Consider the following 22,859-nt stretch of genomic DNA (forward strand, 5'->3'; position numbering starts at 1 on the left):
AACCGAAGCGGTGTACTCACCAAAGCGCAAGACTGGTCGATGTCTATTCCACCCGGCCCTCTCGGGCCGGCGCAAGGACACCGCCGCCTACGCTTCTCTTTCCTTCTCAACAATGTCAAAGAGCAAAACCCATCCCAGCAGGGACGGAAAAGAACCTCAAACACCCCGGCCGTCCCGAGCGGACCAGCCAGAGCCCGAAGCTCCCCACAGCACAAGCTCAACAAAGAACCGCGCCGCCGATGAGGATGTTCTATCCGAACCTCTCCGGAAGGTCAACAGCAATTTCGAAATTCCTTCGAAATTTTTTGCCTTCCCCCGCCAGATTTCAAGCATAGGCAAGCTTCACCGTTCGCAAAAGACGTATTCGTCCCCTGCGTTTACTTGATCCAGATCAACGAATTCGATCCGGATACATTCACCTGTCGTCAGAGGAGCCGCTCGGACGTGCCAATGACTGGCGTCTGCGGCTCGTGGCGTGGCCATAACCTTTCGAGATCATGGCCGGGACCGTCACGCGTTGCGGGATCCGAGGACCTCGGCTGCGTCAGGTCTCTTGTGAGATTGAAGCCTGCCCGAACTGAATTCCGGCGGGGCTGCGGATATGTCGATTCCCGGATCGTTTGTCAACACCCGAGAAGCGTCGGGTGTTCGACTCGCCTCAATCCGTAGGCTGCGTGCTTTGACCCGGGGATCGTTGGAGCGGGTAGCGGGAATCGAACCCGCGCGTTCAGCTTGGGAAGCTGACAGGCTACCATTACATCATACCCGCCTGCTCCTATTCCTACCGGAAGCCGCTGCATGGCGTCAATTGGAGATCACGGGAATGGACGAGATGCTGCCGATGGGGCAAGGCTCCCCCTTTCGCCAACCCGGAAGCGATCATCCAGAATGCAGCATTCCATCGCCCAGGCCCTCGGCACGGTCGCCGCGTCCGAGCAGCTCCTTTTCGACCTCTATGTGCGCCTGCGCGCCGACCTGCGAAAGTGGTCCAACATCACGTTCCAGACGCCGCAGGCGCGCATGGGCTATGTCGGCCAGCACCTGACCTCCGTGGTGACGGGCTACCGCGGCGGGCGGTCAGGAGCACGCGGGAAGGACCTCGTGCTTCCGGACGGCTCCTATGCGGAAATCAAGACCTGCACGCGGGTCGACCAGCTCGGGAAATGCAATGCCTGCGACGCGCCCGTGGCGAGCATCGAGCAGGCCTGCTCCGAATGCGGCAGCACGAAACTGAAGCGTAACGACGACTCGAAGTGGCTGATCGGGATCCGGCACGACGACGAGCTGCGCCAGCTCTTCGATCCGCAATGGTACTATCTCGTCCTGTTCGACTTCGCCGACTTCGCGCAGGCGGCCGACATCAACGCGCGGATCTACCGGGTCGATCCGCGGCAGAGGGGCTTCGCCTATTGCATGGTCGACTACTACTTCAACATCCGCGCGCGTTCGACCTCGAAGGCGCCGTTCAATCTCTGGCCGTTCCAGCTGAAGTTCTATCTGATGAAGCCGGAGCTGATCTATCACTCGGTCATCGGCGCCAAGGATACGATCAGCACCCTGATCTTTCCCGGCCGGGATCGCCCGCAGCCGATCCCGCTGCCGTCCCTGGTCGAATTCTCGCGCGCCAGCAACCTCTCCGATGCGGCCATCGATGCGCTGCGGGACCGCTTCGGAGTGAGGCTCGCCTCAGGGAGCAGCAAGGCCCTGTGCCTCGACATCCTGCAGCGCACGAGACTGGCGGATCGCTGGAGCGACGAGGAGCTGGCGGATGTGCTGGCTGAGGGCCTGTACCGGGACGGCATTACCGGTCACGAGGAATGGCTCCCGGCACAGCTCCGATGAATGAAAGGCAGGTCCGGGAACGCCCGGACATGCCATGCCGGCTATGAAAACAGCTCCGCGTTGAGGGCGGCGATGTCGCGCCTCTTCCGAAGCTGGGCGGCGGCCAGGGCCATCTGGTCGGAGACAAGGCTCAGGAGCTGCTCCAGCCTCTCGCCGTTGAGGCGGCCCGGATCGGGGACGAGCAGTTCCGCCGCGTCGTCGGGATAGAGGTGGGCCGTCTGGCCGCGGATCATCCTCTGGAGAACCTCCTGCGCCTGCTCCGTGCGCAGGTAGGCCAGGAGATAGAGCGGCGAGATCCGGTCCGGGTTCGCCCGCACCATCATCACCTCGCCGACGAAGGTGCATTCCGGAGGGATGAAGTCCGGCACCTCGCCCACCATGTCCACCTTCTTGCCGATATATTTCGGCGCGTGGGCCGTCGAGGTCAGCACGATGTCGGTCGGCCGCAGGATCAGGCTCTCGGCCCTGCGCGAGGCCCTGATCTTCTCCATATAGGCGCGGGACACGAAATTCCGGTCTCGCGCGAACCAGTCGATGCCGCTGCCGGTAAGATTGCCGACCTTGAGGATGAAGAAGCCGTCCTCGTCCAGGTATTGATCCCGCGGCGGCGTCTTGCCTGTTGCAACCACCGTCGCGATGTCGCCGAGCTTGAAGCCCTGCGCGCCGGAGGCCCGCGATTTCGCCGGGCGGGTCAGCTGGATGCAGAAATCCGAGAACTCCTCTCCCGGCTTGACCCGGACCGCGTGATCGAGCGCCGGCCCGCCTTTGAAGTAGGCACAGAGCGCGCGGCTGACCTGCGGCAACTCGTTGCCGGAGCGCTCGCGGCCCGTGGAATCGTAGCCGATATTGCCGGGGCGGGCGTGGAACACCAGGCCCGGCTCATGGTGCACCAGGTCGCCGCCGCCTCTTTTGACGAAGAAGAGTACCGAGGTCGTGGCCTGGGTGCCGGCGGTGTAGAAGGTTTCGGGCGGCAGCGTCACCGCCGCGACCAGGACGCCCAGGGTGTCGATGATGGAGCGCGCTTTGGAAAGCCGCGTGGTGGTCAGCACGCTGTTGGGCACCACGATGGCGAGAATGCCGCCGGGACGCAGAAGCTGCAGGCAGCGTTCGAGGAAGAGGAACTCGCTCGGAAAGCGACTGGTCGGATTGCCGGCGGACGATGTCCTGAACTCGTCCTCGCTCACCACCGACGGATCCACGTAAACTCCGAACGGCGGATTGGTGAAAACCGCATCGAAGCTCCCATGCGCGAACCAGTCCGGGGCGTCGCCGGCCTGCTTCAGGGGCATGAGGGAGTCGAGCTGCGCGCGATGGAAGCGCCCGCCGATGCGGGCGCCGATATTGATCTCCGCCAGCCGCAGGATGCGTTCGTTGCGCTCGCAGGCCCAGACGTCGTGATTCGGCTGCGCCCCGGTGCCCGAGCCCGCGATCCGGCGCCACCTCAGCAGGGAGTGCAGCAGGAAGCTGCCCGAGCCGCAGCAGGGATCGAGAAGCCTGCTTCCGGGGGCGAGATCGACCGCATCGACCACCATCTGGACGACCGTGTCGGGCGTGAGGAACACGCCGAGGCCACGCCGCGAGGCGCCCGTGAGGAAGACCCGAAGGGCGGCGCTCTTGAGATCGAAGTCGAGGCCGCGCAGATCGACCTCGCTGATCGTGCCGACCACCTGGTGCAGGGTGCGGTCGCTCAGGCGCAGCGCCGGCGCCGAGACGGACGGATCGTGCTCCTCGCGCTCGCGCAGGAAGCGGGCGAACAGCGCGCGGAACTGCCGGGCGGCCTCCTCGGGCCTGGCGCGGGACAGCTCCCGGAAGTCGACGCTGCCGCCGCCCTCCGGCGCGTGGAGGAACACGAACAGAACCTTGGTGAATTCGTCCAAGGCATCGTCGGGCTGCAGCCCGTCGCCGTTGCGGATGAGATCGTGCGCCCGGCCGAACACGCGCGCAATCTCATGGGCCGAGACCTCCGCCTTGACTGGAAAGAGCGTCTCTTGCTGGGCCGAGCTGGTTTTCATGGGCAGGGATCCGAGGCCATAGCGGGCCGTGACATGGCACAGCTTGGTTCTGGCAGATTCGGCCCCGGCCGACAATTGGAATGAATTCTAAATTTTTAGCCCGGACCGGCAGGCCCGCGGCCGGTCAGCGGAAATGCTTGGAGAGCTTCAGCCCCTGCGCCTGATAGTTCGAGCCGGCGCCGGCGCCGTAGAGCACCGCGGGCCGCTCGGCCATGCGCTCATAGACGAGGCGGCCGACGATCTGCCCGTCCTCCAGGATGAAAGGCACGTCGCGGGAGCGCACCTCGAGCACGGCGCGGGCCCCCTCCCCTCCGGCTCCGGCATGGCCGAAGCCCGGATCGAAGAAGCCGGCATAGTGAACACGGAACTCGCCCACGAGCGGATCGAAGGGCACCATCTCGGCGGCATAGTCCGGCGGCACGTGCACCGCCTCCTTGGAGGCGAGGATGTAGAACTGGCCGGGATCGAGGATCAGGGTGCGGGAGGCATCCGCGTAGAGCGGCTCCCAGAAATCCGCGATGCGGCAGGAGCCCGGCTTGTCCACGTCGACCAGCCCGGTATGGCGCTTGGCCCGGTAGCCAATGAGGTTGTCGGAGCCGAAACCCGCCAGATCCACGCTCACGGCGACGCCGTCCTGGATCGAAGGCTCGGCGGAGGTCACCACCCGCTCGCGCCGGTGCAGCGCCAGGAGGTCGGCATCGCTCAGGCGCACCTCGCCCTTGCGCAGCCGGAGCTGGGAGAGCCGCGTGCCCGTGCGCACCAGCACCGGAAAGGTGCGGGGCGAGATCTCCGCATAGAGGCGGCCGCGGTAACCGGCGCCGATCGTGTCGAATTCCTGGCCGTGATCGGTGATCACCCGCGTGAACACGTCGATCCGGCCCGTCGAACTCTTGGGATTGGCCGCTGCGGACAGGTCCTCCGGCAGGGCCAGCTCCTCCTGGAGCTCGGCGATGTAGACGCTGCCCGTCTCAAGGATGGCGCCACGGGCGAGGTCGATCTCGTGGAAGCTCAGCTGGTCGAGGCGGTCCTGCACCGTGTGCTTGCGGCCAGGCAGGAAGCTGGCGCGCACCCGGAAGGCCCTGCGCCCCAGCCTGAGGTCGAGGCTCGCCGGCTGGACCTGGTCGGAGGCGAAGGGCGTCTCCGGCCTGATGGCGCCCGCTTCCGCAAGGCGCATGATGGCCTCGGCCGATTGGATCCCGTCCTTCAACGCAACCATGTCCGTCTTCCGGGGCCCCTGCCCCTCTCGCTGTGAAGTCTGGCAGTATCTCTAAGGGTTGTTACGGAATTCTCAATCGCTTTCCTCGGGCTCGTCCCGAAAGACGTGCCAGGCGAGCGTCGCCCGGGCGAGCGCGCTCATGACGGTCAGCCCCGCGAAGGCATAGGCCAGGATCGGAAAGGACCGGGGGAACAGGATCATGGCGGCGAAGAACAGGATCGTTTCCGTGCCCTCCATGAAGCCGGCGGTGAAGGAGATCGATTTGACACCCCGGACGGTGGTAGTCATCCCCCGCTTGGCTCCCACCGCCGCAAAGGCCAGAAATCCTGCCCCGTTCACGTAGAACGAGAACAGGAGCACGGCCGCCGGCAGGGCGAAGGCCTGCGGTTCACGCAACGCGAAGGCCAGGGGCACGGCGCCATAGAGGGCGAAGTCGCAGACGATGTCGAAGAAGCCGCCCCGGTCCGTGCTCCGGCCGGCGCGGGCGATGGCCCCGTCGAGCCCATCGAGGAGCCGGTTCAACCCGAACAGGACGAGCGCCGCCCCATCACGCTGCAGGACGATCATGAGGGCCGCCGCCAGGCCGAGGCCGAGCCCGGCGAAAGTCGCCGCATCGGCGGAGATCCCTGCCCGCGCGAGCCCCTGCCCCAGCCGCTCCAGCAGCGGATCGATCCTGCGCCGCACCCATCCGTCGAGCATGGCCCGCTCTCCCCTGCCTCGATTGACGAGGTGTGAGGAGGGCCTTACCACGGGCGGGTGGAACTTCTCTACTGGCTGAAGGGGACCCATGTACAAGGCTGTGACCCGCGGCATCTCCGTGACCGTGACACCCCGCTACATGCCCGAAGAATCATCTCCCGACGACGGCCGCTACTTCTTCGCCTACACGGTGGAGATCATCAACACGAGCCTGGAGCGGGTTCAGCTCCGAGCCCGCCACTGGCGCATCACCGACGAGAACGGCCACGTGCAGGAGGTGCGCGGCCCAGGCGTCGTCGGCGAGGAACCGGTGCTGGGGCCCGGCGAGAGCTTCAGCTACACAAGCGGCTGTCCGCTCACGACGCCGAGCGGCACCATGCAGGGCACCTACCTCATGGAGACCGCGAGCGGCGAGACCTTCGAGGCTGAAATCCCCGCCTTCTCGCTCGATATCCCGCGCGCTAGGCGCGTGCTGCACTGAGGATCCTGATGCCCCGCACCGGCCAGCGGCTGACGCCGCTCGAAATGCTCGCGAAGCTCGTGTCGTTCGACACCGTGAGCACGAAGTCGAACCTGCCCCTGATCGCCTTCGTGGAAGACTACCTGCAGGGCTGGAACGTGCCTTACGTCCGCGTGCCGAACGAAGCCGGGGACAAGGCGGCGCTCTATGCGACGGTGGGCCCGCAGGACCGCGGCGGAATCGTGCTCTCGGGCCACACCGACGTGGTGCCGGTCGAGGGGCAGAGCTGGACGGCGGACCCCTTTACCCTGCGCGTCGAGAACGGGCGGGCCCATGGGCGCGGCGCGGTGGACATGAAGGCGTTCGACGCCCTGGCGCTCGCGCTGGTCCCCGAGTTTAAGGCCGCGAACCTCGCCACGCCGATCCACATCATGCTCTCCTACGACGAGGAGACGACATGCCTCGGCGTCGTCGACACCATCCGCCGGATGGGCCGCGACCTGCCTCTGCCGAGGGCAGCCATCGTGGGCGAGCCGACGATGATGGAGGTGGTGGACGCGCATAAGAGCGTCGTGACCTTCTCCACCACCGTGCACGGCTTCGAGGCCCATTCCTCCAAGCCCTATCTCGGCGCGAGCGCGGTGATGACGGCGGCCGAGCTGATCGCGGAGCTCAACCGCATCGCCGACGAGATGATGGAGCGCGGGGACACGAGCGGGCGCTTCGACCCACCTTATACGACCGTGCATGTGGGCACGATCGCGGGCGGCACGGCGCGCAACATCCTCTCCAAGTCCTGCACCTTCCACTGGGAGTTCCGCGGCCTGCCGAACCTCGACCCGCAGGAGATCCCGAACCGGCTCGACGCCTTCGCGCAGGAGGTTGCCCTGAAGCGCCTCAACCGCTTCGGCGCGTTCGGGCGCATCGAAACGAAGCTCGAAGTGGCGGTGCCGGGGCTTGCGCCCGATCCGGGCTCCTTCGCGGAAACGCTCGCCCTGCGGCTCGCCGGCAGGAACCGGACGCAGACCGTGCCGTTCGGCACCGAAGCCGGGCACTACCAGGCGGCCGGCATCCCGACCGTGGTCTGCGGCCCAGGCTCCATCGACCAGGCGCACCAGCCCGACGAGTACATCACCCTCGACCAGTTGGAGGCCGGAGCCGCCTTCATGAGGCGGCTCGCGGCGGCGTGCGCGAGTTCTTGATTACCCTCGCCTCGTCATGGCCGGACCTGTCCCGGCCATCCCAAGGAGTGAAAGCGCGGCGCTCCATCAATCGGGATCACCGGCACAAGGCCGGTGATGACGTGAAGAGAGTTAGGGGTCCTTAAGCGCGACCTGCGGGCTGCGCAGTGGCAAGCTGGATGCGGTCCTACGATTCCGATTTCGCGATCTCCGCCTCCACCTCCGCCGGATCGAGGTCGTAGAAGCGGGAGCAGAACTCGCAGGTGATGCCGATGCGGCCGTTGTCGCCGACCATGTCGCGGCGGTCCTGCGGGGAGAAGCGGCGCATCATGCCCATGATGCGCTCGTGCGAGCAGGTGCATTCCTCGTGCACGTGCTGCCCTTCGAAGACGCGCACGCCGCGCTCGTGGAAGAGCCGGTAGAGCAGGCGCTCGCTCGAGACCGCCGGGTCGATCAGCTCGTGATCCTCCACCGTCGCCAGCAGGGATTTGGCCTCGACCCAGGCATCGTCCTCCGACGGGCCTGCAAGGTCGTTCGAGGGATGGCCCTCCGGGATGTCGCCCGGATCGAGATCGGCCTGGCGCAGGCGCTCGGGGGACGAGGGCAGGAACTGGATCATCAGGCCGCCGGCGCGATAGGCACGACGGCCGTCCTCGAACTGCTCGGCCACCGCCAGACGCACTTGCGTCGGGATCTGTTCCGACTGGCGGAAATACTGGTGCGCGGCTTCCTCGAAGCCCTGGCCCTCGAGGGCGACGACACCCTGGTAGCGGCTGCGCTCGGAGCCCTGGTCGATGGTCATGGCGAGATAGCCCGAGCCGAGAAGCTCGCCGGTCCCCGGTGAGGCCTGGGCGAGCGCTTCGAGCCTGTCCTTGTCGAAGCGGGCGGTGGCGCGCAGACGGTCCGGGGCGTTGAAATCCACCACCACCATGTCGATGATGCCGTCGGTCTTGGTCTGAAGCTGGAAGCGCCCCTCGATCTTGAGGGACGCGCCAAGCATGACGGTCAGCGCCGCGGCCTCGCCGATGACGCGGGCCACCTTGTCCGGGTAGCCGTGGCGGGCCAGGATCGTATCGATGGAGGCTCCGAGGCGCACCACGCGCCCGCGCACGTCGAGGGGCTCGACCGCGAAGGGCAGGACGACGTCATCGTGACCTTCGAACGAAGCTGAACTCATGCGCTTGCTGCTCCCAGGCACCACGCCAGGATTCCCTTCTGGGCGTGGAGCCGGTTCTCGGCCTCGTCGAAGACCACCGATTGCGGCCCGTCCATGACCTCGTCCGTGACCTCCTCTCCGCGATGGGCGGGAAGGCAGTGCATGAAGACCGCGTCCTTGTCGGCTACGCCCATGAGTCTGCTGTTGACCTGATAGGGCTTGAGCAGGTTGTGGCGGCGGAACTCGTCGTCGTCGCCCATGGACACCCAGCAATCGGTGACGACCGCATGGGCGCCGTCGGCAGCCTCGAAGGCATCGGTGGTCACGCTAATCTCGGCCCCTTCCTGTTTCGCCCAGGACAAAAGCTCGGGACGCGGGGCAAGTTCCGGCGGGGTGGCGATCTTGAGCCGGAAATTGAGCCGCGCCGCCGCATGGATCCAGGAGGCCAGCACGTTGTTGGCATCGCCCGTCCAGGCGACCGTCTTGCCCTCGATGGGACCGCGATGCTCCTCGAAGGTCATGATGTCGGCCATGATCTGGCACGGATGCGTCATCTTGGTCAGGCCGTTGATCACGGGGATCGTGGCGTACTGCGCGAGTTCCGTCACCATGGCATGGTCGAGGGTGCGGATCATGATGGCGTCCACATAGCGCGACAGCACCCGCGCCGTGTCGGCGATGCTCTCGCCGCGGCCAAGCTGCATCTCCTTGCCGGTGAGCATCAGGGTCTCGCCGCCGAGCTCGCGCATGCCCACGTCGAAGGAGACGCGGGTGCGGGTGGAGGGCTTGTCGAACACCATGGCCAAGACCTTGCCCTCGAGCGGGCGCTCCTTGGCCTTTTCGCCCCGGCGGCGCTTGGCCTTGATGTCCGAGCCGATCTTGAGGAGGGTGCGGATCTCCTCGCCGGAGAAATCGCTGAGGTCGAGGAAATGACGGGTCTTCATTGAACGGCTCCCCGCTGGGCGGCCGATGCCTGCTCAGCTTCCAAGGCTTCGCAGGCGGCCTCGATGCGGTTGACGGCTTCCGAGATCTCCGCATCGCCGATGATCAGCGGCGGCAGGAGCCTGGCGACGTTGTCGCCTGCCCCGATCACGAGCAGCTTCTGCGCCCGGGCGGCGGCGATGAACCCGGTATTGGGGACCACGGTGCGCAGACCCATCATGAGACCCTGGCCGCGAACCTCGGCAATAATGCCCGGGTGGCGGTCCTTCAGCTCGGCCAGGCGCTGCTTGAGCAGCAGCCCCTTGCGCTCGACCTCCTTCAGGAAGCCGGGAGCCAGGATCACGTCGAGCACCGCGTTGCCCACCGCCATGGCGAGCGGATTGCCGCCGAAGGTGGTGCCGTGGGTGCCCGCGGTCATGCCTTGGGCCGCCTCGGCGGTGGCGAGGCAGGCGCCGAGGGGGAAGCCTCCGCCGATGCCCTTGGCCACGGACATGATGTCGGGGGTCACGCCGGTCCATTCATAGGCGAAGAGCTTGCCGGTGCGGCCGACGCCCGTCTGGATCTCGTCGAAGATCAGGAGCAGGCCGTGGCTGTCGCAGAGGGCGCGCAGCTCGCGCAGGAAGGCGTTGGACACCGTGCGGATGCCCCCTTCTCCCTGGATCGGCTCGATCATCAGGGCGGCCGTCTCGGGGCCAATGGCGGCCTTCAGGGCATTCAGGTCCTCGACGGGAACCTGATCGAAGCCCTCCACCTTGGGGCCGAAGCCCTCCAGGTACTTGGCCTGGCCGCCGGCGGCGATGGTCGCCAGGGTCCGGCCGTGAAAGGCGCCCTCGAAGGTGACGATGCGGAAGCGCTCCGGCTGCCCCTTCGCGGCATGGTACTTGCGGGCCATCTTGATGGCCGCCTCGTTCGCCTCGGCGCCGGAATTGGAGAAGAAGACCACGTCGGCGAAGGTGTTGTCGACCAGGCGCTGGGCCAGGCGCTCGCCCTCCGGGATCCGGAACAGGTTGGAGGTGTGCCAGACTTTTCCGGCCTGCTCCGTGAGGGCCTTGACGAGGTGCGGATGGGCATGGCCGAGGGCATTGACCGCGATGCCGGCCCCGAAATCGAGATATCGCTCGCCGTCTCGGCCATGGAGCCAGGCCCCCTCCCCTTTCTCGAAGGACAGGTCGGTGCGCGCGAAAACGGGCAGCAGGGGCGATGTCACGGGTTGTCTCCGCCTTGAGGGACCCAAGGTCGCACCCGGGTCCGAAAAAGAAAGCGCCGCCCCAGCGAGGGCGGCACGGCGGGGATTCTAACGAGGCGCATCACCCTGTCAATTCAAGAGAAATGAACTGACTCATCACAGGGAATTTTTCCCCTGGGAGAGTTCCTTGGGGAAAACGGCAGGCCCTGTTCGGGGACTCTTGCGCCCGAGTCCACCCATCCTGTAACTTCGGGTCAGTCGAGTACGGCATTCGTGCGGCGGCAATCACCCTCAGGAGCGACCCTCGCAACGCGGTCGGACATAAAAACCCTGTCCGCGAAGCAGCCGGGATTCTGAGTCCGAAACGCCGCCACCCATGGAGGCAGGTTAAAAATGATAGATGCGGGCGCAACTTGGACGGACGAGCGGGTCGAGCTTCTGAAGAAGCTCTGGACGGATGGCTTGAGCGCAAGCCAGATCGCTGCCGAGCTCGGCAACGTCACCCGCAATGCGGTGATCGGCAAGGTTCATCGCCTCGGCCTCTCCGGCCGCGCCAAGGACGCCAAGCCTGCCGCAGCCGCAGCCGCCCGCCCGCGCAAGGCCACCCGCGCCCCGAGCGCCCCGGCGCCCCTGCCGCCGCAGCCCCATCCCGGCAACGTGGTGATCGCGCCGGTGCCCCTGCAGCCCGTCACGAAGGAGCCCGAGGTCTTCGTCGCCGAGGAGGACGTGGCCATCCCCATGTCCGAGCGCGTGACCATCATGGACCTGCGCGAGTCCATGTGCCGCTGGCCCATGGGCGACCCGACCAAGCCGGAGTTCCGCTTCTGCGGCGCCCGTTCCATCACGGGCCTGCCCTATTGCACCCACCACGCCCGCATCGCCTACCAGCCGGTTGCCGACCGCAAGCGCGAACGCAAGCTGGCCCGGGCCTGAATTGAAGAAGTTTCATGGAAAAGGCCGCATTGGGTCTCCCCAATGCGGCCTTTCTTGTTGATGCGCCATCGGATGCCTCAGGCATCCATCGCCTGCTCCTGGCGCGCGAAGGTCTCGTCGAAGGAATAGCCGGCGCCGCGCACCGTGCGGATGGGATCGGGCTTGCGCGGCAGGTTGATCGCCTTGCGCAGGCGGCCCACATGCACGTCCACGGTCCGCTCGTCGATATAGACGTCGTGGCCCCACACCGCGTTGAGCAGGTGCTCGCGGGAGAAGACGCGGCCGGGACTCTGCATCAGGAACTCCAGCAGGCGGAACTCGGTCGGACCCAGATGCAGCTCCTGGCCGGCGCGGCGCACGCGATGCGTCTCCCGGTCGAGCTCGATGTCGCCGGCCCTGAGAAGGGTGGCGATATGAGCCGGCTTCGCCCGGCGCAGGAGCGCCCGCACCCGCGCGAGAAGCTCCGGCACGGAGAAGGGCTTGACGATGTAATCGTCGGCACCGGTGGAAAGGCCGCGGATGCGGTCGCCCTCCTCGCCCCGGGCCGTGAGCATGATCACCGGCAGGCGCTCGGTCTCCGGGCGCGCGCGGATGCGGCGGCACAGCTCGATGCCGGAGAGGCCGGGCAGCATCCAGTCGAGCAGCACGATGTCGGGAACCTGCTCCCGCAGGCGGATCTCCGCCTCGTCGCCGCGGGACACGCCGTCGACCTCATAGCCTTCGGCCTCGAGGTTGTAGCGCAGGAGGAGCATCAAGGGCTCCTCATCCTCCACGATCAGAACGCGGGGCCCCATCGTCACGCTCCCGAGGGAATGCTGGCGTCGATGGAACGGTCGTTCTTCGGCCGGTCGATGGCCAGGGTCTCGCCCGTGACGAGGTAATGGACCGTCTCGGCGATGTTGGTGGTATGGTCGCCGATGCGCTCGATGTTCTTGGCGCAGAAGAGGAGATGCGTGCAGAACGAGATGTTGCGCGGATCCTCCATCATGTAGGTGAGGAGCTCCCGGAACAGGGAGGTGTAGAGCGCGTCGATGGCGCCGTCGCGTCTCCACACGTCGAGGGCCTTCGCGGTGTCCTTCTGCGCATAGGCGTCGAGCACGTCCTTGAGCTGGCCGAGGACGAGATCGCCCATGTGCTGAAGGCCGACCACGATCTTCTGCGGCTGAAAGTCGTCGCCGATGGCGAGCGCCCGCTTGCCGATGTTCTTCGCCATGTCGCCGATGCGCTCCACATCGCCGGAGATGCGGATCGCCGAGATGGTCTCGCGCAGGTCGACCGCCAGGGGCTGGCGCCGGGCGATGGTGAGGATGGCGCTCTCCTCCACCTCACGCTGGAGGATGTCGAGGCGCTTGTCCGACGCGACGACGTTCTGGGCCAAGCCCTTGTCGTGCCGCACCAGTGCCGCGATGGAATCGACGAGCATCTTTTCGGCGATCCCTCCCATCTCGGAGATCCGCTGCCGAAGACCCTGCAGGTCGTTGTCGTAGGAGCTGACGATATGCTCCGCCATGGGATAGGCCTCCCTTGAAACGCTCCGGTCAGCCGAAGCGGCCCGTGATGTAGTCCTGGGTTTGTTTCTTGCTCGGGTTCATGAACATCTTGGTCGTGGGCCCGAACTCCACGAGCTCGCCCAGATACATGAAAGCCGTGAACTGCGAGATCCGCGCCGCCTGCTGCATGTTGTGCGTGACGATCACGATGGTGAACTCGGAACGGAGCTGCTCGATCAGCTCCTCGATCTTGCCCGTGGAGATCGGATCGAGCGCCGAGGTGGGCTCGTCGAGGAGGATCACCTCCGGGCGCTGGGCAATGGTGCGTGCGATGCACAGGCGCTGCTGCTGACCGCCCGACAGGCCCATGCCGGACTGGCGCAGTTTGTCCTTCACCTCGTCCCAGAGCGCCGCCTTCCGAAGGGCCTCCTCGACGCGCCCGTCGAGCTCGGCCTTCGAAAGCCTCTCGTAGAGCTTAATGCCGAAGGCGATGTTGTCGTAGATCGACATGGGGAACGGCGTCGGCTTCTGGAAGACCATGCCGACGCGGGCGCGAAGCTCGTTCACGTCGATGGAAGGCGAGAGGATGTTCTGGCCGTCGAGCAGGATCTCGCCATCGGCGCGCTGTTCGGGATAGAGGCTGTAGATGCGGTTGAAGGTGCGCAGCAGCGTCGACTTCCCGCAGCCGGAGGGACCGATGAGCGCCGTCACCTGCCGGTCGTAGAAGTCAAGGGAGATGTCCTTCAGGCTGCGGAAGTCGCCGTAATAGAAATTGAGGTTCCTGACGGCGATGCGCACCGGGGCGCCGGCATCGGCGGCGGCCGCGTTGCCGATGGCGCTGCTCGTGTTGAGGGCAATCGTGCTCACCGGACTTTATCCTTCTTCAGGAGCAGGCGCGCCACGATGGACAGCGCCAGGATCGACAGGGTGATGATGAGGGCTCCGGCCCAGGCCAGCTCGCGCCAGTTCGGATAGGGCGCCAATGCGAATTGATAGATGGTGACAGGCAGGTTCGAAACGCCGCCCATCAGGTTCGGGCTGAACCAGAACGTGTTGTTGAGCGCCGTGAAGAGCAGAGGTGCAGTCTCGCCGGCAATGCGCGCGGTTGCAAGAATCACGCCCGTGACCATACCCGCGCGGGCTGCTTTCCAGCTGATCTTCACGATCACCTTCGACATGGGAGCGCCCAGAGCAGCGCCTGCCTCCCGCAGGGAGCCCGGCACGAGCCGCAGCATGTCCTCGGTCGAGCGCACGATCACAGGAATGGCGATGATCGCCAGCGCCACGCCGCCGGCCCAGCCGGAATAGCCTCCCATCGGCTGCACCATGAGGATATAGACGAAGAGACCGATCAGAATGCTGGGTGCTGCGAGAAGGATGTCGTTCACGAAGCGAATGATCGTGGCGAGCGGCGAATCCTTGCCGTACTCGGCCAGATAGGTTCCGGCGAGAACGCCGATAGGCGTTGCAATCACGATGCCGAGAACCGTCAGGATCAAGCTGCCGACAATAGCATTCGCGATACCGCCCCCTTGCGTTCCCGGGCCAGGGGTCGTCTCCGTGAACACCTCGGGAGAGAGACCTCCAATGCCCTCCACCACAAGCATCAGCAGGATCCAGCCCAGGACGAATGCTCCCAGCAGCGTGAACAGCGTGCAGACGATCCTGAGCACGCGATCCGCCAGGTGGCGGCTGCGGCGCACTCGCCCCCAGGGAGCCGGAGCCGCGGTAGCGGCCTGATCATATACGGCGGTATCCATTCTCCACCTCTCAATGAGTCTTCATGCGGGCGATCAGAAGACGCGCGAGGGCAAGCACGATGAAGGTGACCACGAACAGGATGCAGCCCAGCGCCAGCAGAGCGTTCATCTGCATGCCGGCTGCCTCATTGAACTCGTTGGCGATGCGGGACGCGATCGTCGAGCTCGGATCGAAGAGCGAAAGAGACAGGCGGTTCGCATTGCCGATGACGAAGGTCACCGCCATGGTCTCGCCGAGCGCCCGCCCCAGGCCCAGCATGATGGCACCGATGATGCTGACGCCCGCCTGGGGGAGCAGCACGTAGCGCACAACCTCCCATGTGGTGCAGCCGATGCCGTAGGCGCTTTCGCGCAGCACGGTCGGAATCTGATCCAGGATATCGCGCGTGATCGATGCGATGAAAGGGATGATCATGATCGCCAGGATGATCCCTGCCGTCATCATCCCGACCCCGGACGGCACGCGGGCATAGAGAACGGTCCCCAGGATCGGTATGCCCTCGACAAGGGTCGTGAGCGGGATCTGCACATAGTTGGCGAAAAGCGGGGCGAAGACGAAAAGGCCCCACATGCCGTAGATGATGCTAGGCACTGCAGCCAGCAGCTCGATGGTCGTCGAGACCGGGCGCCGGAGCCACGGGGGGCAAAGCTGCGTCAGGAAGATCGCGATGCCGATCGAGATGGGAACGCCGATGACAAGGGCAATGAGAGCCGAGGTCAATGTGCCGGTGATGGCAACCCAGGCGCCATATTGGTCTGCCCCCACGTTCCAGATGCTGGACGTGATGAAGCCGAAGCCGAATTCCTGAAAGGCCGGCCATCCACCGTAGACCATCGTTCCGATGATCCCGGCGAGGACCGCGAGAACGATCAGGGCAGAGCCGTAGCTGGCCGAGCGAAAGCCCTGATCGAAGAGGGGTGAAGTGCGGTGGCGGACGGTCTGTTTGTTGGTCGACACGATGATCTCATCAGACAAAACAGCCATCCGCCTTACTCCATCAACAGGCCAGAAGCCAGCTTACATCTTGTAGACGGGCTGGCCGGCGCTGGTCTTGATCTCCTTGGCCCAGGTGGCGCGGATCTGCTCGACGACGTTGTCCGGCAGCGGAACATAGTCGAGGTCCGACGCGAGCTTGTCGCCGTTCTTGAACGACCAATCAAAGAACTTCAGGACCTCGGCCGTCTGCTCCGGCTTCTCCGCGGTCTTGTAGACCAGGATGAAGGTCGGGTTCGTGATCGGCCAAGCATCGTCGCCAGGCTGGTTGGTCAGCGAGATGCCGAAGCCCGGAGCCGACGTCCAGTTGGCATTGGCAGCCGCCGCCTGGAAGGATTTCATCTCGGGCTGCGGATACTTGCCGGCCTGGTTCTGAATCAGGGTGTGCGGGATGTTGTTCTGCTTGGCGTAGGCATACTCGACATAGCCGATCGAGTTCGGAACCTGCTTCACCGTGGCAGCAACGCCCTCGTTGCCCTTGCCGCCCTGGCCAACAGGCCAGTTGACGGTGGTGCCGGCGCCGAGCTCGGACTTCCAGGCGCTGGAGACCTGGGACAGGTAGGTGGTGAACACGCTGGTCGTGCCCGAGGAGTCGGAGCGGTAGACCGGGGTGATATTGGCATTGGGGAGGTTCACGCCGGCGTTCAGCTGGGCGATCTTGGGATCGTTCCACTTCAGGATCTTGCCCTGGAAGATGTCTGCCAAAACCTGGCCCGTGAGCTTGATCTGACCGGGCTGGATGCCCTGGATGTTCACGACCGGAACAACGGCGCCCATCACGGTCGGGAATTGCAGAAGACCATTCTTCTCGAGATCTTCACCCTTCATCGGGGCATCGGTTGCACCGAAATCCACGGTCTTGGCCTGAATCTGCTTGATGCCGCCGCCAGAGCCGATCGACTGGTAGTTCATGCCGTTACCGGTCTCCTTCTTGTAGGCCTCAGCCCACTTGGAATAGACCGGGAAGGGGAAGGTTGCGCCTGCGCCGGTGATGTCAGCAGCAGAAGCCGTGGTCGTAAAGCTCGCGACGGCAAGGCCGGCCGCAATGGCGAAGGACATAATCTTCACGGTTAAGTCTCCTGTTCATAAGCGCGACAGGCAGCTTCGAAGGCCAGGGCCACATCACGCGATGGGACAGCTAGGCCTGACGGATGTCTCCTCTACGACAGTTGGATGACAATTACATGACAGCGCGAAAGGATCCCGCAAACGTGGCCTCCGCCTGCCACATCGGCAGCCGCTACATGGGATCGGCTGGGCGGCCTGCCTCCGCTCCCGGCAGCGTCACCGTGAACCGGGCGCCCTTGCCCGGCTCGCTCTCGATGCTGAAACGGCCCCTGTGGCGGGTGACGATATGCTTGACGATCGCAAGGCCAAGCCCCGTTCCGCCCTTGTCACGGCTCTGGGCGACGTCGGCCCGGTAGAAGCGCTCGGTGAGACGCGGCAGGTGCTCGGGGGCGATGCCGGGGCCGTAATCCTGCACGCTGAAGGCCACATGCGGTCCCTGATCGCCGTCGGAGGCCCCGATGCGGGCAACCTCCACCTCGACCCGGCCGCCGCTCTCGCCGTATTTCACCGCGTTCTCGATCAGGTTCTCCGCCACCCGCAGCAGCTCGTCGCGGTCGCCGCGCACGGGGGTCGGGCGGTCGGGGAGCCTGGCCTGGATGGTCACGCCCCGCTCTTGCGCCAGGGGCGAGAGGGTCTCCACCATCTGGGCGGCGATGGAGGCCAGATCCACGGTCTGGGTTGGGGAGAGATGGGCGCGCATCTCGATGCGCGACAGGGACAGGAGATCGTCGATCAGACGCCTCATCCGCTCGGCCTGCCCCTTCATGATGTCGAGGAAGCGCTCCCGGGCCTTGGGATCGTCGCGGGCGGGACCCTGGAGGGTCTCGATGAAGCCGAGGAGCGAGGCGAGCGGCGTGCGCAGCTCGTGGCTGGCATTGGCGACGAAATCGGCCCGCATGGCCTCCAGGCGCCGGGCCGAGGTGAGATCGCGGAAGAACAGGACCACCCCGGTGCCGGGCGCATCGGCCTGCAGGGAGCCGATATGAACCTCGAAGGTGCGCTCCGTCGGGATCCGCTCGGAATACTCGACCTTCAGGGGCTCGCCCCGCTCCAGAACTTCCTGGATGCCGTCGAGAACATCGGGGTTGCGCAAGGCGAAGGACAGGGGATGGCCGATCTTCAACCCTCCCAGGAGCGCCTGGGCTGCCCTGTTGGCCTCGAGCACCACGGCCCTCCGATCCACCAGGATCACCGGGTCGGGGATCTGAGCCAGCACGGCCTCGGCGACGCTGGAACGCTGGGGTGCCTTCGGCCTCGCCCCGCCCTCGCCGGGCAGCCTTGCCTGCGGCTTCGCAACGAGGAACCCTGCGAGAACGGCGACGATCGCCCAGAACAGCAGCCATCCATCCCCGTAGCCCCGCACCAGGCCCACGAGCACCAGCACGAAGCATGCCACGACGGCTCCGCGCAGGGCGGCATCGCGGATCGGATTGGCGCGCCGGGACCTGGGTTCCGGCGTGAGGTCGTCGGGATCGGTCATGATGGAGGGTCTTGGAGGCGTCGCAACCCTGTTTAGGCCAGGCCCCGCCCAGTGTCATCTCCCGGCCGGACGCTACTCCGCCGGAACCTCATTGTCGTCCGGCTTGAAGGAGAGCCGGGCGGAGCGGATGCGGTTGCGGATCTCGTAGGCGCCGAGGAGCGCCAGCGCGATCACGAAGGGGATCAGGTAGTAGCAGAGACGGTAGAGCAGCAGCGCGCCCAGAACCGGCTCGCGGGGATAGGCCGAGAGCGCCAGCAGGATCGTGGCCTCGAACACGCCGAGGCCTCCGGGGGCGTGGCTCGCAACGCCCAGCATGACGGCGAAGATGTAGACCGCGACGAAGGTCTCGAAGCTCAGGTTGTGGCCGCCAGGCAGCAGCACGAACAGCACGCCCGCTCCCGCGCAGACGTCGCCGGCGCCGATCAGGATTTGGGCGAGGGACAGGCGAAAGCCCGGCAGTTCCAGCTTCCAGCCCTGGATTCTGACCGAGCGTCGCCTGAGCGAAACCCAGATCATGTAGACGACGACGAACACCGCTGCCCCGAGGCCGACCAGCTGGTTCACCCAGATGTTGGTGTAGACCAGGCTTGCGAGTTCATCGGCCTTGCGGATCAGGCTCCAGGCGAGCACGAGCGCCATGCCGAGCCAGAACGTGACGCCGGCAATCACGGTCAGGCTCGCCACCCGTCCCGGCTTGACGCCTTTCGGGGAGTAGATCCAGTACCGCACAGTTCCTGCCGTCAGGAGAGGAAAACCGAGGGTAAAGCTCACCGCATAGCTGGTGAAGGAGGCGAGCGCCGTCGTGCGATAGGGAATCTGCAGCTTGAGCTGGCGCAGGGCGATGGCGTCGTAGCAGGTGAGCAGGCTGTAGCTGAGGGCCGTGAAGAGGACCGCCAGGCCGATCTGGCGGAAGCTCGCCGCCGTGAAGGCCGCCTTCAGCTCATTGACGTCGATCTCCGACACCATGTGCCAGAGAACCACCAGCGAGGCGCCGAAGAGCACAATGCTGGCGGCCATGCCGATCCAGGCGAAGCGTCGCGAGCGGCGCTCCTTCGGGTGGAGAGCTTCGGCAGAGGACATCTCCGGCGGGGTCGCCGGGTGGGAACTCATATCGTTCATGAAAACTGTCAATCAGCCTCGGCTTAGGAGGGGGCGCCTCAAGGGGCATGGGCTGCCCTGCATCTATGCTCTGGCAGCAAGAAGCGCCAGACGCAGGGGCCTTTTAATGGTTTCGCAAGGCTGGCGCTACTCTTGCGCCCGGGAAAATGCGGCTTCAACCCATTGTGGGTTGTCAGCCTCGAAAAAGGCCGACAACTATGCTTCCCTGATAGCAAGAGAGTTAGCCTTCGGGAGAACAGGCCGCACCGGCGGTCCTCGGGAGTTCTGAGTGGATTTCAAGGAAACCGAAACGCAATTCGCCGTTCTGGCGGAGTCCCTGCCGCAACTCGTCTGGTCGGCCCGCCCCGATGGCCATGTCGACTACGTCAACCGCCGGTGGTGCGAATTCACCGGGCTGCTCCCCGAGCAATCCACGGGCGAAGGCTGGCAGAGGGCGATCCACCCTGACGAATTCCCCGGGGCTCTCGATCACTGGCATCGCTCGATCGCAACCGGCGAGCCCTACGAACGGGAATTCAGGCTCCGGAATGCCGCCGGACATTATGAGTGGTTTCTCACCCGGGCCATCCCGATCCAGGATCTCACGGGAGAGATCGCCCGCTGGTTCGGCACCTGCACCAACATCGACAGGCAGAAGCAGGCAGAGGAGTCCGTTCGGATCCTCGAATGCCAGTACCGGCTGGCCCTGGAGGCTGCAAACCTGGGAACCTGGCAGATCGATCTCGAAAACAGGCGGATCACCTGGGACGAGGGCAGCTGCGCTCTCTACCACCTGCCGCACAACGGCCTTTACAGCCTCACCCTCGAAGAGGCTTGGGAGATGGTCCACCCCGACGACCGCGAGACGGTGAAGGCGCGGATCGCGGCAGCGGCGGATCCTGCCTCCGATGGCCATTACGAGAACGAGTACCGGGCCGTGCTGCCGGACGGGAGAATGCGCTGGTTCCGGTCGCACGGTCAGGCTCTCTACCGGGAGGTGAGCGGCGAGCGGCGGGCGGTGAGCCTTTATGGCGTCATCAGCGACATCACAGAGCGCCACGCCCTGGAAGAAGGGCAGAAGCTCCTGATGCGCGAGCTCAATCATCGGGTGAAGAACCTGTTTGCCATCGCCAACGGCATGGTCTCGATGACCGCCCGCACCGCCAAGGACCCGAAGGACATGGCCACGGCCCTGCGCGGCCGCCTCAGCGCCCTGTCTCGGGCCCATGAGCTGGTCCAGCCCGTCTCGGCTGCGGAGGCGGGCGCGGGGACCGCCGTCGAGCTGTCCCGGCTGATCGGCGCCGTCCTCGATCCCTACAAGCAGGCGGGGGAGAACCGCATCGTCATCGAAGGCCCTGACGTGCCCGTGGGCGCCAACACGACCACGAGCCTGGCGCTGGTGCTGCACGAATTGGCCACCAACGCCGCCAAATACGGCTGCCTGTCCTGGGAGGGGGGCGAGCTCGCCATCTGCTGGACGGTGCAGGACGACGTCGCGGAGCTCCTCTGGACCGAGAGCGGCGGGCCGCCCATCGAGGCTCCGCCCGGCTTCGAAGGCTTCGGAACCCAGCTTTCGCAAAGGAGCATCACCGGCCAGCTCGGGGGAGCGCTGGAGCGGGAGTGGCGGCCCGAGGGCCTGCGCGTCCGCATGAGCCTGCCCCTGAGCCGCTTGACGGCCTGAGGCCATGATCGTCCACCGTCGCGTTCTCGTGCTCGGAGGAGCCCGCTCCGGAAAGAGCCGCATCGCCCAGAAGCTCGCCGAGAGCGCATCCCCGCAGCGGACCTACATTGCCACGGCCCAGGCCTTCGACGAGGAAATGGGTGAGCGCATCGCGCAGCACCGCAGGGAGCGGGAGGACGGTTCCTGGCGGACGGTCGACGCCCCCCTGGCGCTGGCCGAGGCCATCGAGGCCCAGGCCGGTCCCGCCGGGGTGGTGCTGGTCGATTGCCTGACGCTGTGGCTCTCCAACATGGTTCTGGCCGAGCGCGACCCGGAGCGGGAATCCGCCCGCCTCATCCAGGCCGTGAGGGACGCCCAGGGTCCCGTCATCCTCGTCTCGAACGAGGTGGGTCAGGGCATCGTCCCCGCCACGCCCCTTGGGCGCCGGTTCCGCGACGCGCAGGGGCGCCTGAATCAGAGGGTAGCGGAGGCTTGCGATGCCGTCGTCTTCGTGGCGGCAGGCTGCCCCATCCTGCTGAAGCCGGCCGCCCCCCTCGATCTGCGGCTCGGCTGATCGCCCTCAGCGCAGCTTGCCCCTCGCTTCCTCCGCCAGGGCTTCGATGGCGGCCGGCGTCGAAGGGCCGCCGCAGATCGTCAGGCGGGCCGGGACGGCGAGGCGCCGCTCGGGCGGCACGGCGGCGGCGAGGGCCGGGTGCGCCAGCAGAGCCGTGCCGTTGTCGATGGCCTGCTGGGCCGCCGAGTCCACGAGCAGGGCATCGGGTGGCGCCATCACGACGGCCTCCAGACGTGCAAGGCCCCCGGCGTCCAGACCGAGCGCCGGCTGGTGGAGCGCGAAGCCGAAATGGGCGAGGATCTCGCTCAACGGCGAGGACGCGGCCGCGACCCAGCCTCCCCGCTCATAGACCAGGATGCGGCGCGATCCCCGCACGATGCCGCGCGTTCCCGCCAGCGCCGCGTCGATTCTCGCGACGAGAGCTTCGCCCCGCTCGGGATGGCCGAGCCTGGCGGCAAGGGTTCGGATCTGCGCGCGCCCCTCCTCCAGGCTCGACCATGGGCCGAGCTGAAGCACCTCCAACCCCTGTTTCCTGAGAAGCGCCACCTGGTCGTTCTGCCCATAGGTGCCCGTCAGCACGAGATCGGGCCGGCGGAACAGCAGGGGCTCGGCACCCTCGCTCGTGGGCATGCCCCGCGCCCGCTCAGCCAGGAACGAGATCTCGGGGTCGCGGGCCAGACGGCTCAAGGAAGCGATCTGGCTGTGGTCGGCAAGGGCGAGGACGAGCTGGTCCGTGCAGAGATTGAGTGAGGCAACCTGTCGCGGCTGCGCCAGCCCCGCACCGGCCGGGAGCATGAGGCAGCAGGCCAAAAGTGCTGGCTTGAAAACGCTTTGCCAAGCGCGGTGCGGCATGGTCGCTGAGGTCCAAGGGAATGATGGGCTTCTAACGAAAAGTGCTGTCGTGTTGAAGCTGCCGCAATGCTTGTTCGAATAAATCATTAACCAAACAGTAATTTACGGCCAAGCATCGTCCTTTCGAAGCAAGCCCTCTGTATATGGATAGTTGCAAAACGTCGCAGGCGGAAACAAGCTGAAAATATACCGTCAAGCTGACCTATTCTGGACATATCTACCTAGCACATACCTGCCTCACTTGAACGAACAACGA

General features: G+C 65.8%; 22 protein-coding genes and 1 tRNA gene. 7 read left to right on the forward strand and 16 right to left on the reverse strand.

Annotated elements, in window-relative coordinates; translation table 11 throughout:
* A partial coding sequence (locus tag GR303_RS24485) for a hypothetical protein (protein ID WP_210253388.1) occupies nucleotides 1-385 on the forward strand: 385 nt, incomplete at its 5' end.
* Between the two features lie 310 nt (nucleotides 386-695).
* On the opposite strand, the gene GR303_RS15235 is transcribed toward GR303_RS24485, so the two are convergent.
* Nucleotides 696-769: transfer RNA gene (locus GR303_RS15235), tRNA-Gly, on the reverse strand.
* Between the two features lie 119 nt (nucleotides 770-888).
* On the opposite strand from GR303_RS15235, the gene GR303_RS15240 reads away from it, so the two are divergent.
* Entirely contained in the window at nucleotides 889-1,842 is a 954-nt protein-coding gene (locus GR303_RS15240; RefSeq protein ID WP_161725383.1) for a MamI family restriction endonuclease, read from the forward strand.
* Between the two features lie 41 nt (nucleotides 1,843-1,883).
* On the opposite strand, the gene GR303_RS15245 is transcribed toward GR303_RS15240, so the two are convergent.
* From GR303_RS15245 to GR303_RS15255, 3 genes are all read right to left on the reverse strand, one after another.
* Nucleotides 1,884-3,854 carry an N-6 DNA methylase gene (locus tag GR303_RS15245; RefSeq protein ID WP_161725385.1) on the reverse strand — a complete coding sequence of 657 codons (1,971 nt, stop codon included), beginning with the start codon at nucleotides 3,852-3,854 and terminating at the stop codon, nucleotides 1,884-1,886.
* Nucleotides 3,855-3,978: 124 nt separating this feature from the next.
* Nucleotides 3,979-5,070 (reverse strand): 2'-deoxycytidine 5'-triphosphate deaminase, encoded by a 1,092-nt coding sequence (locus GR303_RS15250; protein ID WP_161725386.1) that lies wholly within the window; start codon nucleotides 5,068-5,070, stop codon nucleotides 3,979-3,981.
* A gap of 72 nt (nucleotides 5,071-5,142) precedes the next feature.
* Nucleotides 5,143-5,769: a CDP-alcohol phosphatidyltransferase family protein gene (locus tag GR303_RS15255; protein WP_161725388.1), complete on the reverse strand. Its 627-nt coding sequence runs from the start codon at nucleotides 5,767-5,769 to the stop codon at nucleotides 5,143-5,145.
* Nucleotides 5,770-5,857: 88 nt separating this feature from the next.
* Between GR303_RS15255 and apaG the strand changes: the two genes are divergently transcribed.
* Nucleotides 5,858-6,250, forward strand: coding sequence for a Co2+/Mg2+ efflux protein ApaG (gene apaG, locus GR303_RS15260; RefSeq protein WP_161725389.1), 393 nt, complete (start codon nucleotides 5,858-5,860; stop codon nucleotides 6,248-6,250).
* Between the two features lie 8 nt (nucleotides 6,251-6,258).
* Nucleotides 6,259-7,431 (forward strand): acetylornithine deacetylase, encoded by a 1,173-nt coding sequence (gene argE, locus GR303_RS15265; RefSeq protein ID WP_161725390.1) that lies wholly within the window; start codon nucleotides 6,259-6,261, stop codon nucleotides 7,429-7,431.
* Between the two features lie 166 nt (nucleotides 7,432-7,597).
* Here the strand turns inward: argE and GR303_RS15270 are convergent, their stop codons facing one another.
* Genes GR303_RS15270 through GR303_RS15280 form a run of 3 tightly spaced genes read right to left on the reverse strand, consistent with a single transcriptional unit; the run spans nucleotide 7,598 to nucleotide 10,715 of the window.
* The gene (locus GR303_RS15270; protein ID WP_161725392.1) at nucleotides 7,598-8,587 is read right to left on the reverse strand and encodes an Hsp33 family molecular chaperone; all 990 of its coding nucleotides are present in this window, start codon (nucleotides 8,585-8,587) and stop codon (nucleotides 7,598-7,600) included.
* On the reverse strand, nucleotides 8,584-9,510 hold the full coding sequence (gene argF, locus GR303_RS15275; RefSeq protein WP_161725394.1) for an ornithine carbamoyltransferase: 927 nt from the start codon (nucleotides 9,508-9,510) through the stop codon (nucleotides 8,584-8,586). Before argF ends, GR303_RS15270 begins: the two co-directional genes overlap by 4 nt.
* On the reverse strand, nucleotides 9,507-10,715 hold the full coding sequence (locus GR303_RS15280; RefSeq protein ID WP_161725395.1) for an acetylornithine transaminase: 1,209 nt from the start codon (nucleotides 10,713-10,715) through the stop codon (nucleotides 9,507-9,509). Before GR303_RS15280 ends, argF begins: the two co-directional genes overlap by 4 nt.
* Nucleotides 10,716-11,087: 372 nt before the next feature.
* Between GR303_RS15280 and GR303_RS15285 the strand changes: the two genes are divergently transcribed.
* On the forward strand, nucleotides 11,088-11,627 hold the full coding sequence (locus GR303_RS15285) for a GcrA family cell cycle regulator (RefSeq protein ID WP_161725397.1): 540 nt from the start codon (nucleotides 11,088-11,090) through the stop codon (nucleotides 11,625-11,627).
* 77 nt (nucleotides 11,628-11,704) lie between these two features.
* On the opposite strand, the gene phoB is transcribed toward GR303_RS15285, so the two are convergent.
* The 8 genes from phoB to GR303_RS15325 all read right to left on the reverse strand — a co-directional run bounded on the left by phoB (nucleotide 11,705) and on the right by GR303_RS15325 (nucleotide 19,538).
* Nucleotides 11,705-12,421 carry a phosphate regulon transcriptional regulator PhoB gene (gene phoB / locus GR303_RS15290; RefSeq protein ID WP_161725398.1) on the reverse strand — a complete coding sequence of 239 codons (717 nt, stop codon included), beginning with the start codon at nucleotides 12,419-12,421 and terminating at the stop codon, nucleotides 11,705-11,707.
* A gap of 2 nt (nucleotides 12,422-12,423) precedes the next feature.
* On the reverse strand, nucleotides 12,424-13,137 hold the full coding sequence (gene phoU / locus GR303_RS15295; RefSeq protein WP_161725400.1) for a phosphate signaling complex protein PhoU: 714 nt from the start codon (nucleotides 13,135-13,137) through the stop codon (nucleotides 12,424-12,426).
* Nucleotides 13,138-13,165: 28 nt separating this feature from the next.
* On the reverse strand, nucleotides 13,166-13,984 hold the full coding sequence (gene pstB, locus GR303_RS15300) for a phosphate ABC transporter ATP-binding protein PstB (RefSeq protein WP_425487128.1): 819 nt from the start codon (nucleotides 13,982-13,984) through the stop codon (nucleotides 13,166-13,168).
* Nucleotides 13,981-14,877, reverse strand: a complete 897-nt coding sequence (gene pstA / locus GR303_RS15305; protein ID WP_161725401.1) for a phosphate ABC transporter permease PstA — start codon at nucleotides 14,875-14,877, stop codon at nucleotides 13,981-13,983. Before pstA ends, pstB begins: the two co-directional genes overlap by 4 nt.
* Nucleotides 14,878-14,887: 10 nt before the next feature.
* Nucleotides 14,888-15,862, reverse strand: a complete 975-nt coding sequence (gene pstC / locus GR303_RS15310; RefSeq protein ID WP_161725402.1) for a phosphate ABC transporter permease subunit PstC — start codon at nucleotides 15,860-15,862, stop codon at nucleotides 14,888-14,890.
* A 33-nt stretch (nucleotides 15,863-15,895) separates the two neighbouring features.
* Complete coding sequence (pstS, locus tag GR303_RS15315; RefSeq protein ID WP_201752089.1) at nucleotides 15,896-16,930, reverse strand: phosphate ABC transporter substrate-binding protein PstS; 1,035 nt, start codon at nucleotides 16,928-16,930, stop codon at nucleotides 15,896-15,898.
* 181 nt (nucleotides 16,931-17,111) lie between these two features.
* Complete coding sequence (locus GR303_RS15320; RefSeq protein ID WP_161725405.1) at nucleotides 17,112-18,419, reverse strand: ATP-binding protein; 1,308 nt, start codon at nucleotides 18,417-18,419, stop codon at nucleotides 17,112-17,114.
* 72 nt (nucleotides 18,420-18,491) lie between these two features.
* Nucleotides 18,492-19,538, reverse strand: a complete 1,047-nt coding sequence (locus GR303_RS15325; RefSeq protein ID WP_161725406.1) for a lysylphosphatidylglycerol synthase domain-containing protein — start codon at nucleotides 19,536-19,538, stop codon at nucleotides 18,492-18,494.
* 268 nt (nucleotides 19,539-19,806) lie between these two features.
* On the opposite strand from GR303_RS15325, the gene GR303_RS25325 reads away from it, so the two are divergent.
* Both GR303_RS25325 and cobU read left to right on the forward strand, forming a co-directional pair.
* A complete protein-coding gene (locus GR303_RS25325; RefSeq protein WP_161725408.1) occupies nucleotides 19,807-21,198 on the forward strand; it encodes a PAS domain-containing protein in 1,392 nt (463 codons plus the stop codon).
* A gap of 4 nt (nucleotides 21,199-21,202) precedes the next feature.
* A complete protein-coding gene (gene cobU / locus GR303_RS15335; protein ID WP_161725410.1) occupies nucleotides 21,203-21,751 on the forward strand; it encodes a bifunctional adenosylcobinamide kinase/adenosylcobinamide-phosphate guanylyltransferase in 549 nt (182 codons plus the stop codon).
* Nucleotides 21,752-21,757: 6 nt separating this feature from the next.
* On the opposite strand, the gene GR303_RS15340 is transcribed toward cobU, so the two are convergent.
* Entirely contained in the window at nucleotides 21,758-22,546 is a 789-nt protein-coding gene (locus GR303_RS15340; protein WP_246205721.1) for an ABC transporter substrate-binding protein, read from the reverse strand.
* Between the last annotated feature and the right edge of the window lie 313 nt (nucleotides 22,547-22,859).

The organism is Microvirga arsenatis (genome assembly GCF_009910705.1).
GTDB classification, from domain to species: Bacteria; Pseudomonadota; Alphaproteobacteria; order Rhizobiales; family Beijerinckiaceae; genus Microvirga; species Microvirga arsenatis.